This window comes from Escherichia sp. MOD1-EC6098 (assembly GCF_002965865.1).
Taxonomy (GTDB): Bacteria; Pseudomonadota; Gammaproteobacteria; order Enterobacterales; family Enterobacteriaceae; genus Escherichia; species Escherichia marmotae.
On record NZ_PTSN01000014.1, the window covers coordinates 115,757 to 130,833 of the forward strand.

The 15,077-nt window shown below is 50.4% G+C and carries 12 protein-coding genes; 4 read left to right on the top strand and 8 right to left on the bottom strand.

What is annotated here, in order from left to right:
- Positions 1 to 22: 22 nt before the first annotated feature.
- Both C0K55_RS15620 and manA read right to left on the bottom strand, forming a co-directional pair.
- Positions 23 to 1,531 (bottom strand): YdgA family protein, encoded by a 1,509-nt coding sequence (locus tag C0K55_RS15620; RefSeq protein ID WP_016248682.1) that lies wholly within the window; start codon positions 1,529 to 1,531, stop codon positions 23 to 25.
- 98 nt (positions 1,532 to 1,629) lie between these two features.
- Entirely contained in the window at positions 1,630 to 2,805 is a 1,176-nt protein-coding gene (manA, locus tag C0K55_RS15625) for a mannose-6-phosphate isomerase (RefSeq protein ID WP_016261997.1), read from the bottom strand.
- 198 nt (positions 2,806 to 3,003) lie between these two features.
- Between manA and fumB the strand changes: the two genes are divergently transcribed.
- A complete protein-coding gene (fumB, locus tag C0K55_RS15630; protein ID WP_000066639.1) occupies positions 3,004 to 4,650 on the top strand; it encodes a class I fumarate hydratase in 1,647 nt (548 codons plus the stop codon).
- Positions 4,651 to 4,856: 206 nt separating this feature from the next.
- Complete coding sequence (gene fumC / locus C0K55_RS15635) at positions 4,857 to 6,260, top strand: class II fumarate hydratase (protein WP_001516348.1); 1,404 nt, start codon at positions 4,857 to 4,859, stop codon at positions 6,258 to 6,260.
- Here the strand turns inward: fumC and tus are convergent.
- The 3 genes from tus to rstA form a co-directional block, all read right to left on the bottom strand.
- Positions 6,257 to 7,186: a DNA replication terminus site-binding protein gene (tus, locus tag C0K55_RS15640; RefSeq protein ID WP_000135173.1), complete on the bottom strand. Its 930-nt coding sequence runs from the start codon at positions 7,184 to 7,186 to the stop codon at positions 6,257 to 6,259. The two genes, fumC and tus, sit on opposite strands and share 4 nt — an antisense overlap.
- Positions 7,187 to 7,260: 74 nt before the next feature.
- Positions 7,261 to 8,562, bottom strand: coding sequence for a two-component system sensor histidine kinase RstB (gene rstB / locus C0K55_RS15645; RefSeq protein ID WP_105266072.1), 1,302 nt, complete (start codon positions 8,560 to 8,562; stop codon positions 7,261 to 7,263).
- Between the two features lie 3 nt (positions 8,563 to 8,565).
- On the bottom strand, positions 8,566 to 9,285 hold the full coding sequence (gene rstA / locus C0K55_RS15650; protein ID WP_001092496.1) for a two-component system response regulator RstA: 720 nt from the start codon (positions 9,283 to 9,285) through the stop codon (positions 8,566 to 8,568).
- A gap of 128 nt (positions 9,286 to 9,413) precedes the next feature.
- Between rstA and C0K55_RS15655 the strand changes: the two genes are divergently transcribed.
- A complete protein-coding gene (locus C0K55_RS15655) occupies positions 9,414 to 9,749 on the top strand; it encodes a GlpM family protein (RefSeq protein ID WP_000524883.1) in 336 nt (111 codons plus the stop codon).
- Here C0K55_RS15655 and folM read toward each other — a convergent pair.
- The 3 genes from folM to ydgH form a co-directional block, all read right to left on the bottom strand.
- Positions 9,746 to 10,468, bottom strand: a complete 723-nt coding sequence (gene folM / locus C0K55_RS15660; RefSeq protein ID WP_000528572.1) for a dihydromonapterin reductase — start codon at positions 10,466 to 10,468, stop codon at positions 9,746 to 9,748. The genes C0K55_RS15655 and folM overlap by 4 nt on opposite strands.
- A gap of 36 nt (positions 10,469 to 10,504) precedes the next feature.
- Positions 10,505 to 11,887, bottom strand: a complete 1,383-nt coding sequence (locus tag C0K55_RS15665; RefSeq protein WP_000412361.1) for an amino acid permease — start codon at positions 11,885 to 11,887, stop codon at positions 10,505 to 10,507.
- A 184-nt stretch (positions 11,888 to 12,071) separates the two neighbouring features.
- Positions 12,072 to 13,016 carry a DUF1471 family protein YdgH gene (ydgH, locus tag C0K55_RS15675; protein WP_001516349.1) on the bottom strand — a complete coding sequence of 315 codons (945 nt, stop codon included), beginning with the start codon at positions 13,014 to 13,016 and terminating at the stop codon, positions 12,072 to 12,074.
- Between the two features lie 522 nt (positions 13,017 to 13,538).
- On the opposite strand from ydgH, the gene pntA reads away from it, so the two are divergent.
- Entirely contained in the window at positions 13,539 to 15,071 is a 1,533-nt protein-coding gene (gene pntA / locus C0K55_RS15680; RefSeq protein WP_001516350.1) for a Re/Si-specific NAD(P)(+) transhydrogenase subunit alpha, read from the top strand.
- The last annotated feature ends 6 nt before the right edge of the window (positions 15,072 to 15,077 follow it).

The following is a 15,077-nucleotide window of genomic DNA, read 5'->3' on the forward strand; positions in this document are numbered from 1 at the left end:
TCTCCGGCGTTTTGGCTGTGAATTACTGTTGCGGGATGGCCGGTACAGCCGGAACGGTAAGTGCTGGCATCGCAAACATACCGACAAAATCTTCCAGCGACATTTTCTGACCATTCAACGTGATCTGACCGTTAGCATATTGCAGGCTGGTGGTGATGGCATTGTCCTGCAAGGTGGTCAGACGGAACATCTGGCCCATTGCTGATGCACCTTCAACTTGCTGTTTCGCCAGCTTTTTAGCTTGATCTTCCTGATAGCCTTCCAGCTTCGCCACCTGAGTCATCAGTTCGGTTGCCATATCGACCGGAATAGTCAGTTTTGCATCCAGAGATTTAACCGAGCGATCAACTTCCTGCGCCAGTGTTTGCGGCGCTTCTTTAGTCGCTGCCGGATCTTTCAGGAACAGCGACAAATTCAGCGCGCTTTCACCCTGACTGTTTTTCCAGCTTAACGGCGCAATCGTAATTACCGGATCGCCTTTTAACATCAGCGGCAGGGCGCTAAAGAAGGCTTCCGTCACTTTCTCCTGATAAAGTTCGGCATTGTTGGCAATCTCTGGCTGTGCCAGTAACGCCTGTGTTTGCGCGTTATATTGCTGGCTAAACTGATGCCAGGCTTCACCGTCAATCTGACCGACTTTTAAAGTCAGCTTGCCGCTGCCCAGATCCTGATTCTGTACCTTCAGGCTGTTTAGCGAGTAATCCAGTTGGCTATTGATCGTTTTACCGTCATTAACCAGGTCTGATTTACCACTGATCTCCATGCCTTCCAACAGAGCCAGTTCTTTGCCTTCCACTGAAATGGTCATTTTTTCCAGCGACAGTTTTTGGTTACCCACGCGCTCACCGAAACTTGCCAGCGTGCTGGAACCATCGGTTTTCAGATTATTAAAGGTCAACTGCACTTTCTGGTTGTATTCGTTAACTGCATCGACCCGACCGCTTTGCGCCTCCCCGGAAAGGGAGATGGCTTTACCGTCTCGGTCAGCATTTAACTGGAACTCACCGCCGCTAAAGGCGACTTTTTCATCTTTTTGCTCGTAATTCAGTGGCTTGAGCGAGATATCTGAACTGGAATCGCCGCTGTAACCGATGCGAGAGTTAATCTCAAAAGGTGTATCTCCTTTTGCCATATCAAACAGTGGCTTGCTCACAGCGTTATTGACCAGCGTGGTTTGAATCGACGCCATCGACGGGATCAAATTCAGTTTTTTAAGCTGGGCCAGAGGGAAGGGACCGTGGTCAACAGATTCATTGAAGATGACGCTCTGGCCACTTTTAATCCACGGATTTTCTTTCCCGGCGATGGGCTTCACCACTAATTGCAACTGGCTGCTGAACACGCCGCGATGATAGTTTTGATAACTCACTTCCAGGTTGGATTCAGGAGCTGTCAGTTTGAGTTGCGCGTTCGCCTGTGCGACCATGTCTTCGAGATGGGTTTCAATCTTCTTGCCTGTGTACCATGCGCCGCCTGTCCAGACTACGCCGAGCGCAACAATGACGCCTACCGCTACCAGCGATTTATTCATAATGATTATCCATAAATGAAATCAGGCGGACTGGCCGCCTGAAGTGTTATAAGCCTTTAATAAGCTTAGCAAGAGATGTTAATTATTTCAGTAAGCTCTTACAGCTTGTTGTAAACACGCGCTAAACGTCCGTGGCCTTTCACCGTCACCGGCGACTCATTGGCGGCAATAAATGCGGACTCACCCGGTTTAAGCGCTAACTGTTGAGAACCTTTACCCAGTGTTGCTTCGCCTTCAACGCAGAACAAAATGGCGGCACTTTGCTGGCTGATGGTAGTTTCTTCATCGCTAAGGTCATGCAGCGAGAAAGCAAAATCATCAACCGGAATCGGGAAGTCCAGCTCTGCACCTTGTTTCACCGGCTGGGTCAGCAACTGGCTGGCCGGTTTGGCTTCAAACTTAACGTTGGCAACCAGCTCCGGAATATCAATATATTTTGGCGTCAGACCCGCACGCAGCACGTTATCGGAGTTCGCCATCACTTCCAGCGCCACGCCTTGCAGGTAGGCGTGTGGTGTTTCAGCGAACAGGAACATCGCTTCACCAGGGTTCAGTTTTACCACATTCAGTAACAGTGGGGAGAACAGGCCGCTGTCATCCGGGTAAAATTCAGCAATTAAACGAATCGTTTGCCACGGCTCACCCTGTTGGCTGTCGAGCGCCGATTTCAAAATCGCCAGCGCGCGGGATTTCTCTTCACCCTGCATATTCAACAGGCTGGCGAACAGTTCGCTTAAACGTTCGGCATTGGGCTGCTGTAAAAAATGAGCAATCGCCGGATGCGCGCCCGCGACGGGCTGGAGCAGGGAAACAATCTCGGAAAACTCACGAAACGCGTTCATCGCGAGGAAAGGGGTCAGGGCAAAAACCAGCTCTGGCTTGTGGTTAGGATCTTTATAGTTACGCTCGGCGGCATCCATTGGAATGCCGGCGGCATTTTCTTTGGCAAAACCGATTTCAGAATTGCGTTTATTTGGATGAACCTGAATGGAGAGCGGCTGGGCTGCGCATAACACTTTGAACAGGAAAGGCAGTTCGCCAAAACGCCTGGCAACGGCATCTCCCAGCAGAGTTGATTTATCACCCTCAATCACATCACGCAGTGAAACGATATCTCCGGCGGCATTGTGCACACGTGAACTGCTCTTCGGATGTGCGCCCATCCACAATTCAGCCATCGGCTGGTTGGATGGATTTTCCATGCCATAAAGTTCAGTCAGTGCCGTTTTGCTTCCCCAGGCATAGTTTTGCACTGAGTTAATAAGTTTTTGCATGATCAATCCCTGTTTGAATGTGGAAATTAATCCCGCTATTAAAGCAAGAATCCTACGGGAAGTAACCTGGAGCCGCAAAAAGTCGTACTAGTCTCAGTTTTTGTTAAAAAAGTGTGTAGGATAATGTAACTCGCTTTTAACAGGGCAATGGAACACCCGCCCAGAGCATAACCAAACCAGGCAGTAAGTGAGAGAACAATGTCAAACAAACCCTTTCATTATCAGGCTCCTTTCCCACTCAAAAAAGATGATACCGAGTACTACCTGCTGACCAGCGAACACGTTAGCGTATCTGAATTTGAAGGGCAGGAGATTTTGAAAGTCGCGCCAGAAGCGTTAACTTTGTTGGCGCGTCAGGCGTTTCATGATGCGTCATTTATGCTGCGTCCGGCTCACCAGCAGCAAGTGGCCGATATCCTGCGCGACCCGGAAGCCAGCGAAAACGACAAATATGTGGCGCTGCAATTCCTGCGCAACTCCGACATCGCCGCAAAAGGCGTTCTGCCAACCTGCCAGGATACCGGCACCGCGATAATCGTCGGTAAAAAAGGGCAGCGTGTATGGACCGGTGGTGGTGATGAAGCGGCGCTGGCGCGCGGTGTCTATAACACCTATATCGAAGATAACCTGCGCTACTCGCAAAACGCACCGCTGGATATGTATAAAGAGGTGAATACTGGCACCAACCTGCCAGCGCAGATCGATCTTTATGCTGTTGATGGCGACGAGTATAAATTCCTCTGTATCGCCAAAGGTGGCGGTTCAGCAAACAAGACGTATCTCTATCAGGAAACCAAAGCGTTACTGACGCCAGGGAAACTGAAAAATTATCTGGTTGAGAAAATGCGTACGCTGGGCACGGCGGCGTGTCCTCCGTATCACATTGCCTTCGTGATCGGTGGTACATCTGCGGAAACTAACCTTAAAACAGTAAAACTGGCTTCCGCTAAATACTATGACGAGCTGCCAACGGAAGGGAATGAGCACGGTCAGGCGTTCCGTGATGTGGAGCTGGAAAAAGAGTTGCTGATTGAAGCGCAAAATCTTGGTCTGGGGGCGCAGTTTGGCGGTAAATATTTTGCCCATGATATCCGCGTGATTCGTCTGCCACGCCACGGCGCATCCTGTCCGGTTGGTATGGGCGTTTCCTGTTCTGCTGACCGTAATATCAAAGCGAAAATCAATCGTCAGGGGATCTGGATCGAAAAACTGGAACATAATCCAGGCAAATATATCCCGGAAGAATTGCGTAAAGCAGGGGAAGGCGAAGCGGTGCGCGTTGACCTTAATCGTCCGATGAAAGAGATCCTCGCACAGTTGTCGCAGTATCCCGTTTCTACCCGCTTGTCGCTGAACGGCACGATTATTGTCGGTCGTGATATTGCCCACGCCAAACTGAAAGAGCGCATGGACAACGGCGAAGGGTTACCGCAATACATCAAAGATCACCCGATTTACTATGCTGGTCCGGCAAAAACGCCAGAAGGTTATGCCTCCGGCTCTCTTGGCCCAACGACCGCCGGACGGATGGATTCTTACGTCGATCAACTGCAAGCGCAGGGCGGCAGTATGATCATGCTGGCGAAGGGTAATCGCAGTCAGCAGGTGACCGATGCTTGTAAAAAACATGGTGGCTTTTACCTTGGCAGTATCGGCGGCCCGGCAGCAGTGCTGGCGCAGGGCAGTATTAAGAGCCTGGAATGTGTTGAATATCCGGAACTGGGTATGGAAGCTATCTGGAAAATTGAAGTGGAAGATTTCCCGGCATTTATCCTTGTTGATGATAAAGGGAATGACTTCTTCCAGCAGATTCAACTCACGCAGTGTACCCGCTGCGTGAAATAAGCGGGCGGATAAGGCGTTCACGCCGTATCCGGCATGAACAAAGCGTACTTTGCAAACAATCTGAGCCGCCCTTTACTTCGGGGCGGCTTTTTTACATGGCACGAAAGACCAAACGTTTGTTACCAAATAGTAAATAATGAGTGAGCTAAAAGTTGCTTAACGAAAGCAAAACAGAAAGAAAAAATTAATCAGGTGAGGAGCAGGCCATGAATACAGTACGCAGCGAAAAAGATTCGATGGGTGCGATCGATGTCCCGGCAGATAAGCTGTGGGGCGCACAAACTCAACGCTCGCTGGAGCATTTCCGTATTTCCACGGAGAAAATGCCCACCTCACTGATTCATGCGCTGGCGCTGACTAAGCGTGCAGCGGCAAAAGTTAACGAAGATTTAGGTTTACTCTCTGAAGAGAAAGCGAGTGCTATCCGTCAGGCAGCGGATGAAGTGCTGGCGGGACAGCATGACGATGAATTTCCGCTGGCTATCTGGCAGACGGGTTCCGGCACGCAAAGCAACATGAATATGAACGAAGTGCTGGCCAATCGGGCGAGCGAACTGCTCGGTGGCGTGCGCGGAATGGAACGTAAAATTCACCCTAACGACGACGTGAACAAAAGCCAAAGTTCAAATGATGTCTTTCCGACAGCAATGCACGTTGCGGCGCTGCTGGCGCTACGCAAGCAACTCATCCCGCAGCTTAAAACACTGACACAAACGCTGAATGAGAAATCGCGCGCATTTGCCGATATCGTCAAAATTGGTCGTACCCACTTGCAGGACGCCACGCCGCTGACACTGGGCCAGGAGATTTCCGGCTGGGTAGCGATGCTGGAGCATAATCTCAAACATATTGAATACAGCCTGCCGCATGTGGCGGAACTGGCGCTGGGCGGTACAGCGGTAGGGACGGGGCTGAATACCCATCCGGAATATGCCCGTCGCGTAGCGGATGAGCTTTCGGTAATTACCTGTGCGCCGTTTGTTACTGCTCCGAACAAATTTGAAGCACTGGCGACCTGCGATGCACTGGTTCAGGCTCATGGCGCGTTGAAAGGGCTGGCGGCGTCACTGATGAAAATTGCGAACGATGTCCGCTGGCTGGCTTCAGGCCCTCGCTGTGGCATTGGCGAAATCTCAATTCCGGAAAACGAGCCGGGCAGCTCAATCATGCCAGGGAAAGTGAACCCAACGCAGTGTGAAGCGTTAACCATGCTTTGCTGTCAGGTGATGGGAAACGACGTGGCGATCAACATCGGTGGCGCTTCCGGTAATTTCGAACTGAACGTCTTCCGCCCGATGGTGATCCACAATTTCCTGCAATCGGTGCGCTTACTGGCGGATGGCATGGAAAGTTTTAACAAACATTGTGCAGTGGGAATTGAGCCGAATCGTGAGCGAATCAATCAATTGCTCAATGAGTCGCTAATGCTGGTGACTGCGCTCAACACCCACATTGGCTATGACAAAGCCGCTGAGATCGCTAAAAAAGCACACAAAGAAGGGCTGACTTTAAAAGCCGCAGCCCTTGCGTTGGGGTATCTTAACGAGGCCGAGTTTGATAGTTGGGTACGACCAGAACAGATGGTCGGCAGTATGAAAGTCGGGCGTTAATCTGCAACATACAGGTGCAGCCGTGGAATGATTAAGCGAAGCGGCTGCGCCTGGGGTTTGTAACGGTGCTGCACATTGTCGGCATCATAATTTAGCAGCTCGCCAACGTCCGGCACACCAGCACCATTATCCCGATTAACCAACGCGATAAGCGGCGTAGGGCAGGCATGTTGTACCTGTTTTTGATCTCCCTTATACCAGACACGGGCAATTGGCTGCACCTTCACCGGACGTTTGATTTTTAATTTCGCATCCTGCGGCAGGGCGGCGATATCCTGATACTCACGCTCCAGTTTTCCTTGCCACTCCTCGCGCGTCCACGGCGCGACGCTGCGTGGTGATTTCAGGCTTTTTTCCAGTTGAGCCAGTACTTCATCACGATGCAAATTCTTAATGATATGCTTATTCGCCCAGCCAAAACGTAAAGTGGCAGGATCGTGAAGAACCGTGAGCGTGCGGTAAGCGTTAAGGGTAATCAGTCCCGGCAAATGACGATGTACCCATTCAAAACGCGCCGCCGTGGGGAGTTCTGACTCAACCGTGACGATATGTTCAAAAGTGGTTTTGAGTTGATTGATGCGCTGAATATGACTTGCCAGCGCCGCTTGTGAAAGATTATCGACCTGATAACACAACACGCCAGGCAGACGAACAGCGGCCTTGCTGCTGCGGTTTTCGGACTGTTGCTGAATAAACAAATGGCGGAAATGACGTAGTGCCAGCGCCTGCGCCTCTTTGCCGAGATGTTGCTTAACTTCAATGCAATTCAGCGGATTATGCTCATCCGCTTTTTTGACTTCCGGTAAAGAGAACACGCGGGCAACCAGCAACTTGTGCTGCTCAAGCTCAGCGGCAAACGCGGCCAGTTCTTGCTCCATCTGACGAAAGGTAGTATTGAGTCGGTCAACGAGATCGTAACGAGCCATAAAATCACCACTTTAGTTACAACATACTTATTATATAACACAACGGCGGTAACTTGACCACCGTGCGCGTAGTGTCAGGCAGAGGTAAATTGCGGGATGTTATGCCATAACGGCCAGCTAAACGAGAAGCGGGCACCACCCAGTTCGCTGGAGTCACAGTTAACCGTGCCGCCCATTGCCAGTGCAATAGAGTGGACAATCGCCAGTCCCAACCCACAACCGCCGGTTGAACGGTCACGGCTAGGATCGAGACGCACAAAGGGTTCAAAGACATGCTCGCGATCCTGTGGGGCTATTCCTGGCCCATCATCTTCGACAATTAATGTCGCTCTGTTTCCTGCCAGTAGCAGGCTGGTTTCTACGGTTGAATGGCAGTAGCGCAGGGCGTTATTGATCAAGTTATCCAACACGCGCGCCATTAAGCGCATATCCAGCGCCGCATAATGACCTTGCATGAGCGTTTTTATCCGTACCGTTTTGTCGGGGTTAACAGCCTGGATATCGGCCAGATGTGTTGACAGCCATAACGGTAGGTCTGGCTCGCTAAGATGCAACTCATTTTGCGGGCGGTCTAATCGGGCATAGGTCAGCAGTTCTTCGATCAAGGCTTCCAGTTGGCTGATATCACGATTCAGAGCCTGAGACTCTGTTTCACTCAGGTTATCGCTCATCTCCAGCCGATAACGCAGGCGCACTAACGGCGTTCGCAGTTCGTGAGCAATCCCGTCGATAAGCTGTTTTTTGCTGGCAATTAATGCATTGATATTGTCCGCCATCTGGTTAAATGCTACGCCCAGTCGTTCAAAGCTCGAACCATCATCAAAGTGAATGCGTTCATTGAGATGGCCATCGCCAAATCGTTGCGCCGCTGCTTCCAGTTTTAACATGTCCTGCCAGTGCGGACGCATCCAGATAAATACTGGAAAGGCGAGAGAGATGGCAATAAAGGCAATCAGCGTGATATCCAACAAACGCATTTGATGGAGGTAATAGAGATAAGGAACGGGACCGACGGCCAGCACGTAGTGGCTGCGTGGGATGCGTTGCAAAAAAGTGTACTGATCATCCAGAGCAACAATCTCACCGCCACGCAGTCGGTGCATGGAAATTTCATCGAGATGATACTTACTCAAGGGTTCGACGCGCAGATCGAAAGAGAGATTTAAATCCATCTCCTTCAGCGTTTTTCCCCAGTCGTGCGGGGGGATCTCCCGCAACTCGCTACGCATCAGGTACAGCGAACTGTTCATCAAATCATCCAGCGACTGTTTGCCCGCGCGTTCGGCGGTAAATTTGTACACCAGTCCAACCAGCAGGGACATCACCAGAAAGCAGACAAACAGTAAAAGATAAAACTGGATAAACAGTTTTTTCATCGCTTACTCCCATGCATGGGGCGCAAAAAGATAGCCTTTGTTACGCACAGTTTTAATACGATACGGTTCAGCAGCGTTATCGAGCAGTTTTTTTCTTAACCGCGAAATAGCCACGTCCACGCTACGATCCAGACCGTCATAACTGACGCCGCGTAAATTTCGCAACAACGCATCGCGATCCATAATTTGCCCCGCATGAGTGGCTAATTCCCAGAGCAGTTCGAAATCGGCGGTAGAGAGTGAAATCTCAGTGTTAGCAAGGGTGACTACGCGGTTAATAGGGTCGATGGTCAACGTGCCGAAATGCAATGCTTTGTAGGGCGTCAGAGGCGTTTCCTGAATGCCTTTGGTCAGCGTCGCTTGCTCATTCTGACGCAAATGTAAACGTAGCCGAGCCAGCAGAACTGCAGGAGGAGTCGTTTTGAGAATATAGTCGCAGGCACCCATTTCCAGCGCCAGAATGTGGTTCATATCACTGTCGAGGGAGGTCAGCAGAACGATTGGTCCGGACCACTTAGAACCTAAATCGCGACAGATAGTCATGCCGTCTTTGCCTGGTAGCATGATATCGAGTAGCACCAGATCCGGATTTTCCCGCAGGATCGTTTCTTCTGCATGGTCGCCGCGAGGTTCTATGGTTACCTGCATATCATGTTTCGCCAGGTATGCGGCAATCAGTGAACCAACTTCTGCGTCATCTTCCACAAATACGATAGTGTTCATATTATTCACGGTAGATATAAAAACGTCACAATACACTGCACCGTTTTTACTTACTATCAATCGTTTCTAAACAAGTTTGCATCAGGTATTCTACTAAGGACTTGTTATGGAAGTGTTAAGGTAAAAAGATGGGGCTGGTAATCAAAGCCGCGCTTGGTGCGCTGGTGGTGGTGTTGATTGGTGTATTAGCAAAAACGAAAAATTACTACATAGCCGGGCTGATCCCGCTTTTCCCAACCTTTGCGCTCATCGCGCATTATATTGTTGCCAGCGAACGCGGCATTGAAGCCTTACGCGCAACCATCATTTTCAGTATGTGGTCGATCATTCCTTATTTTATTTATCTGGCGTCGCTGTGGTATTTCACTGGAATCATGCGCTTGCCCGCGGCTTTTGTAGGTTCTGTGGTGTGCTGGGGACTAAGCGCATGGGTGCTGATTATTTGCTGGATGAAACTGCATTAACGCAGATGTCGACCTCCATCAAGCGGGAAACTGCGCCCGGTAACAAAGCAACTGGTGAGCAAGTAATCGACCAGATCGATCACCTCTTTCTCGCCAGGCGCGGTTTTCATCAGCGATTTATTCAGCGCCTGTTGGCGATATTCAGCATCATCATGTTCATTAAACAGGATCAGCGACGGTGCAATAGAATTCACTTTCACTTCCGGTGCCAGCTTGCGGGCAAATGAGCGGGTCATATTATCCAGGGCTGCTTTGCTTGCTGCATAGGCGATATGGTTGTCGCTGCCTCGTTCCACCACATAATCGGTGAAGTGAATAATATCGCTGGCGGCGTGCCCGTGACCACGCAGTAATCTTTCCAGAGCGTGGTTAAGAAGGTATGGGGTATTAACGTGGATTTGCATCATGCAGGCCAGCACGTCAGCCAGTGGCGTACCTGGTTTTTCTGCCATCCACGCGCTGGCATTGTGCAAAATGGCACGCAGGCCGTGGGTGCTTTTTAATACTTTATCGGCAAATGCCATCACGCCATCATTCGTCGAAAAATCAGCCTGAATACACTGTGCTCCCGCCTGAATCAGGCTATCAATGGCAGGATAGTGCGTCCGATAGCTGACAATCACCGGTTGCTTTTGATTAATAAAATGCCAGGCGAGGGCGAGGCCGATGCGACGGCCTCCGCCAGTGATTAATATTGGCAAGGGCTGGGTATTACCCATCGTTATCTCCTTTGCTATCCAACGATGGGACGAACGTTATCCCACCAGCATCCAGGTCGCCGGAACTGCGGCAATTAACAGCATGCCAATCAGTACCATTTCCTGACGATTCAGAACATTATCATGTGTATGCGTTTTACGCGCGTACAGGAATACCAGCAACCCCGGCGCATACAGAACGACGGACAACAACAGGTGCATTGGACCAGAGGCGTACAATAACCATAAGCCATAAATGCAGGCACCGACACCTACCGCTTTATGCAGCGGGCGGGTTGCGATTTTCAGCAAGAACGCGCCAACAAGGAAATAGGGCACCAGAATCATTTCTGAGGCAATGGTTAGCAACGTGTTGTAATCGGAACCGGTCAGCCAGATTAGCACCAGACAAATTTGCACGCAGATGTTGGTCAGCCACAGCGAGGCGGATGGCGCAGCCTGTGCGTTCTGGCGGGCAAAAATGCGCGGGAATGCTTTATGGGTCGCTGCCAGGAAGGGGACTTCTGCCGCCATAATGGTCCAACTTAAATATGCGCCACAAACGGAAACGATCAATCCGGCAGCGATGATAATCTCGCCCCACGGCCCCATCATTTTCACCATCAGGCCCGCCATAGACGGGTTACGAATTTCCGCCAGTTCAGGACGCGCAACCACGCCCAGCGAAAGCAGAGTGACCAGTAAATAAACGCCCAGCGCGGAAAGTACCGCCAGGAGTGTCGCTTTGCCGACATCATGTTTATTACGCGCACGCGCAGAAACCACCACCGCACCTTCCACACCAATGAATACCCACAGGGTGATCAGCATGGTGTTTTTCACCTGTTCCCACACCGGTACACCAAGTGCAAGGCCAGAGAAGTCGAGTCTGAAGGTGTCCAGTTTGAACATCATCAGCGCCAGTACAATAAACAGTCCCAATGGCAACAATTTTGCCAGCGTTGCCACCAGGTTAATGCTGGCAGCGGTCTGTACACCGCGCAGGATCAAAAAGTGAACAATCCACAAAAGTGCGGATGCACCGACGATCGATTGCCAGGTGTTGCCATCGCCAAACAGGCGCAGTTCCGGCGTATCGGTGAAGAAACTCAATGCAGAAAAGACGATCACCAGATAGGAGACGTTAGCGATAACCGCGCACAGCCAATATCCCCATGCGGAGCAGAAACCAATGAGTTCGCCAAAACCTTCACGAGCATAGGTAAAGATGCCGCCGTCAAGATCGGGACGAATGCGTGTCAGGATCAGCATGGCAAAGGCGAGTAATAAAATGCCAGCGCCAGTAATGCCCCAACCGATGAGCAGTGCTGCCGGGCTGGCAACCGCAGCCATATTTTGTGGCAGACTGAAAACACCTGCGCCCAGCATTGAGCTTAATACCAGCGCGGTGAGTGCGCTCAGTCCCAGTTTCTTTTCCATCGATATCCAGTGTTTAAAAGGTGTTCAAAAGAATAAATATTAGGGCAGGACGCATAAAAATGGTGTTTGCCACTGAAGCGCGGGATTTTACGAAGAGATGTGTCTGCATGCAATGGTCACGGGGAAATTTGTGACTAAAAATGCTAAAGGCGGCATAAAGCCGCCTCATTGGGATACTGAATAGTTATTTATACAGGTCTGCGCTGATGGTCAGATTATTACCACGTTCCTGCCACTGGCGGGTGATGTGGTAATACTTCGCACCTTTCTTCGCGGCACGTTTAGCAACCTGGTAGGAGACTTCGGTCATGTTACCGTAGTTACCTGAGAACTTAATGCTGTCGAACGGCACCATCATCGCTGCGGTTGCCTTGTTCAGTTCTTCGACTTTAGTGCCGTCAGGGAGCGTGACAGTGTAACGTCCGCCTTTTGAGGACTGAGTTTCGAAGAAACGACCAACTTCGGAACTTGGTGATGCGGTAGTGGCAACACCCGGGATTTCAACTTTCTTCGCGGCTTCGCCACCGGCAGCCAGGGCTGCACGTCCGGCTTCGGAGTCTGCCGGGATCACATCCGGGCTTTGGACTACACGTTTCTTAGCATCTTTTTTATAGATGAACGCTGTAATGCGTTGGTTACCGCCCTGGTTGGCATCGATTTGGCGAACGATGTAGAAAGAGTATGCGCCTTTTGCTTTCGCCGCTTTGGTGATGGCGTCATTCACTTCCGGTTGGCTACGGTAAAAGCCCTGGACGGTGACAGTGTCAAACGGCTCAATCAGAACGGCCTGGTCTTTTGGCAGTTCAACCACACCGTTAATCACGCGATTTTTTTCGGTTTCTGCTTTTTCAGCATCAGACTTATAGAGATCGGCAACCACTCGCCAGTTACCGCTGTTACCGAAATCTGACGTGTCGACAACATAAAAGGAGGCTGCACCTTCTTTATCAGCACGACGGGAAACGGCTTTCACCGCCTCGCCAATGGCATTGAAACGTCCGGTAACCACTACACGATCAAAAGGTTTAACCGCTGCCGCTTGCTCCGGTGTCAGTTCTGTTGCTGCGTTAACGGAGAATGCCGTAGCAGAAAGCAGTGCCGACGCCAGGAGGGTGTTCTTAAGCTTCATAAAAATAATCCTTCGCCTTGCGCAAACCAGGTACTGGTATTGTTATTAACGAGAAACGTGGCTGATTATTGCATTTAAACGGTGTAACTGTCTGCGTGATTTTTCATATCAGACTTCCTGATTTGATTTTAAACCTGATCGAATAACCATCTGTGATTAAAAAGTAACCGTAGCAACATACAACGGCTGAAACGGCTGAATTGTATAAGTTAATTTAATGTTAAGTGACAGTTTGCACCGGGGTGATCTCATGTTTTACCTGGCTATCGGAGACAATTATCGCCCTTTATCCGTTGTTCTATGGTGTTTATCTCACTATCAAGGCTGAATCGTTAATATTTTTCGAGTTAACGCCGAAATAGTGATTTTTGGCGCTAGATCGCAAGCATTATTTTCAGTACGTTATAGGGCGTTTGTTACTAATTTATTTTAACGGAGTAACATTTAGCTCGTATATGAGCGGCTTGTGTGGTTCCTGACACAGGCAAACCATCATCAATAAAACCGATGGAAGGGAATATCATGCGAATTGGAATACCAAGAGAACGGTTAACCAATGAAACCCGTGTTGCAGCAACGCCCAAAACAGTGGAGCAGTTGCTGAAACTGGGTTTTACCGTCGCGGTAGAGAGCGGCGCGGGTCAACTGGCAAGTTTTGACGATAAAGCGTTTGTGCAAGCGGGCGCTGAAATAGTAGAAGGGAATAACGTCTGGCAGTCAGATATCATTCTGAAGGTCAATGCGCCGTTAGATGATGAAATTGCGTTACTGAATCCAGGAACAACGCTGGTGAGTTTTATCTGGCCTGCGCTGAATCCGGAGCTAATGCAAAAGCTTGCGGAACGTAACGTCACCGTGATGGCGATGGACTCCGTACCGCGTATCTCACGCGCGCAATCACTGGACGCGTTAAGTTCGATGGCGAACATCGCTGGCTATCGCGCCATTGTTGAGGCGGCGCATGAGTTTGGGCGTTTCTTTACCGGGCAAATCACCGCGGCAGGTAAAGTGCCTCCGGCAAAAGTGATGGTGATTGGTGCGGGTGTTGCGGGTCTCGCGGCCATTGGTGCGGCAAACAGTCTCGGTGCGATTGTGCGTGCGTTTGATACCCGCCCGGAAGTGAAAGAACAAGTTCAAAGTATGGGCGCGGAATTCCTCGAACTGGATTTCAAAGAGGAAGCAGGCAGCGGCGATGGCTATGCCAAAGTGATGTCGGAAGCGTTCATCAAGGCAGAAATGGAACTCTTTGCTGCGCAGGCAAAAGAGGTCGATATCATTGTGACCACCGCGCTTATTCCAGGTAAACCGGCACCGAAACTGATTACCCGCGAAATGGTTGACTCCATGAAGTCGGGCAGTGTGATTGTCGATCTGGCCGCACAAAACGGCGGTAACTGTGAATACACCGTGCCGGGTGAAATCTTCACTACGGAAAATGGCGTCAAAGTGATTGGTTATACCGATCTTCCGGGGCGTCTGCCAACACAATCCTCACAGCTTTACGGCACCAACCTTGTCAATCTGCTGAAGCTGTTGTGCAAGGAGAAAGACGGCAACATTACTGTTGATTTTGATGATGTAGTGATTCGCGGCGTGACCGTGATTCGTGCTGGCGAAATTACCTGGCCGGCACCGCCGATTCAGGTTTCAGCCCAGCCACAGGCGACACAGAAAGCCGCACCGGAAGTCAAAGCGGAGGAAAAATGCACCTGTTCACCGTGGCGTAAATACGCCCTGATGGCGTTGGCAATCATCCTCTTCGGTTGGCTGGCAAATGTTGCACCAAAAGAGTTCCTCGGGCATTTCACCGTGTTCGCGCTGGCGTGCGTTGTGGGCTATTACGTGGTGTGGAATGTATCGCACGCGCTACATACGCCGCTGATGTCGGTCACCAACGCGATTTCAGGGATTATTGTTGTCGGAGCACTGTTGCAGATTGGCCAGGGCGGCTGGGTTAGCTTCCTTAGTTTTATCGCGGTGCTTATAGCCAGCATTAATATTTTCGGTGGCTTCACCGTGACTCAGCGTATGCTGAAAATGTTCCGCAAAAACTAAGGGGTA

Coding starts and splice junctions, on each gene's coding strand:
- C0K55_RS15620 (WP_016248682.1), bottom strand. CDS start 1,531: ATGAATAAATCGCTGGTAGCGGTAGGCGTCATTGTTGCGCTCGGCGTA.
- manA (WP_016261997.1), bottom strand. CDS start 2,805: ATGCAAAAACTTATTAACTCAGTGCAAAACTATGCCTGGGGAAGCAAA.
- fumB (WP_000066639.1), top strand. CDS start 3,004: ATGTCAAACAAACCCTTTCATTATCAGGCTCCTTTCCCACTCAAAAAA.
- fumC (WP_001516348.1), top strand. CDS start 4,857: ATGAATACAGTACGCAGCGAAAAAGATTCGATGGGTGCGATCGATGTC.
- tus (WP_000135173.1), bottom strand. CDS start 7,186: ATGGCTCGTTACGATCTCGTTGACCGACTCAATACTACCTTTCGTCAG.
- rstB (WP_105266072.1), bottom strand. CDS start 8,562: ATGAAAAAACTGTTTATCCAGTTTTATCTTTTACTGTTTGTCTGCTTT.
- rstA (WP_001092496.1), bottom strand. CDS start 9,285: ATGAACACTATCGTATTTGTGGAAGATGACGCAGAAGTTGGTTCACTG.
- C0K55_RS15655 (WP_000524883.1), top strand. CDS start 9,414: ATGGGGCTGGTAATCAAAGCCGCGCTTGGTGCGCTGGTGGTGGTGTTG.
- folM (WP_000528572.1), bottom strand. CDS start 10,468: ATGGGTAATACCCAGCCCTTGCCAATATTAATCACTGGCGGAGGCCGT.
- C0K55_RS15665 (WP_000412361.1), bottom strand. CDS start 11,887: ATGGAAAAGAAACTGGGACTGAGCGCACTCACCGCGCTGGTATTAAGC.
- ydgH (WP_001516349.1), bottom strand. CDS start 13,016: ATGAAGCTTAAGAACACCCTCCTGGCGTCGGCACTGCTTTCTGCTACG.
- pntA (WP_001516350.1), top strand. CDS start 13,539: ATGCGAATTGGAATACCAAGAGAACGGTTAACCAATGAAACCCGTGTT.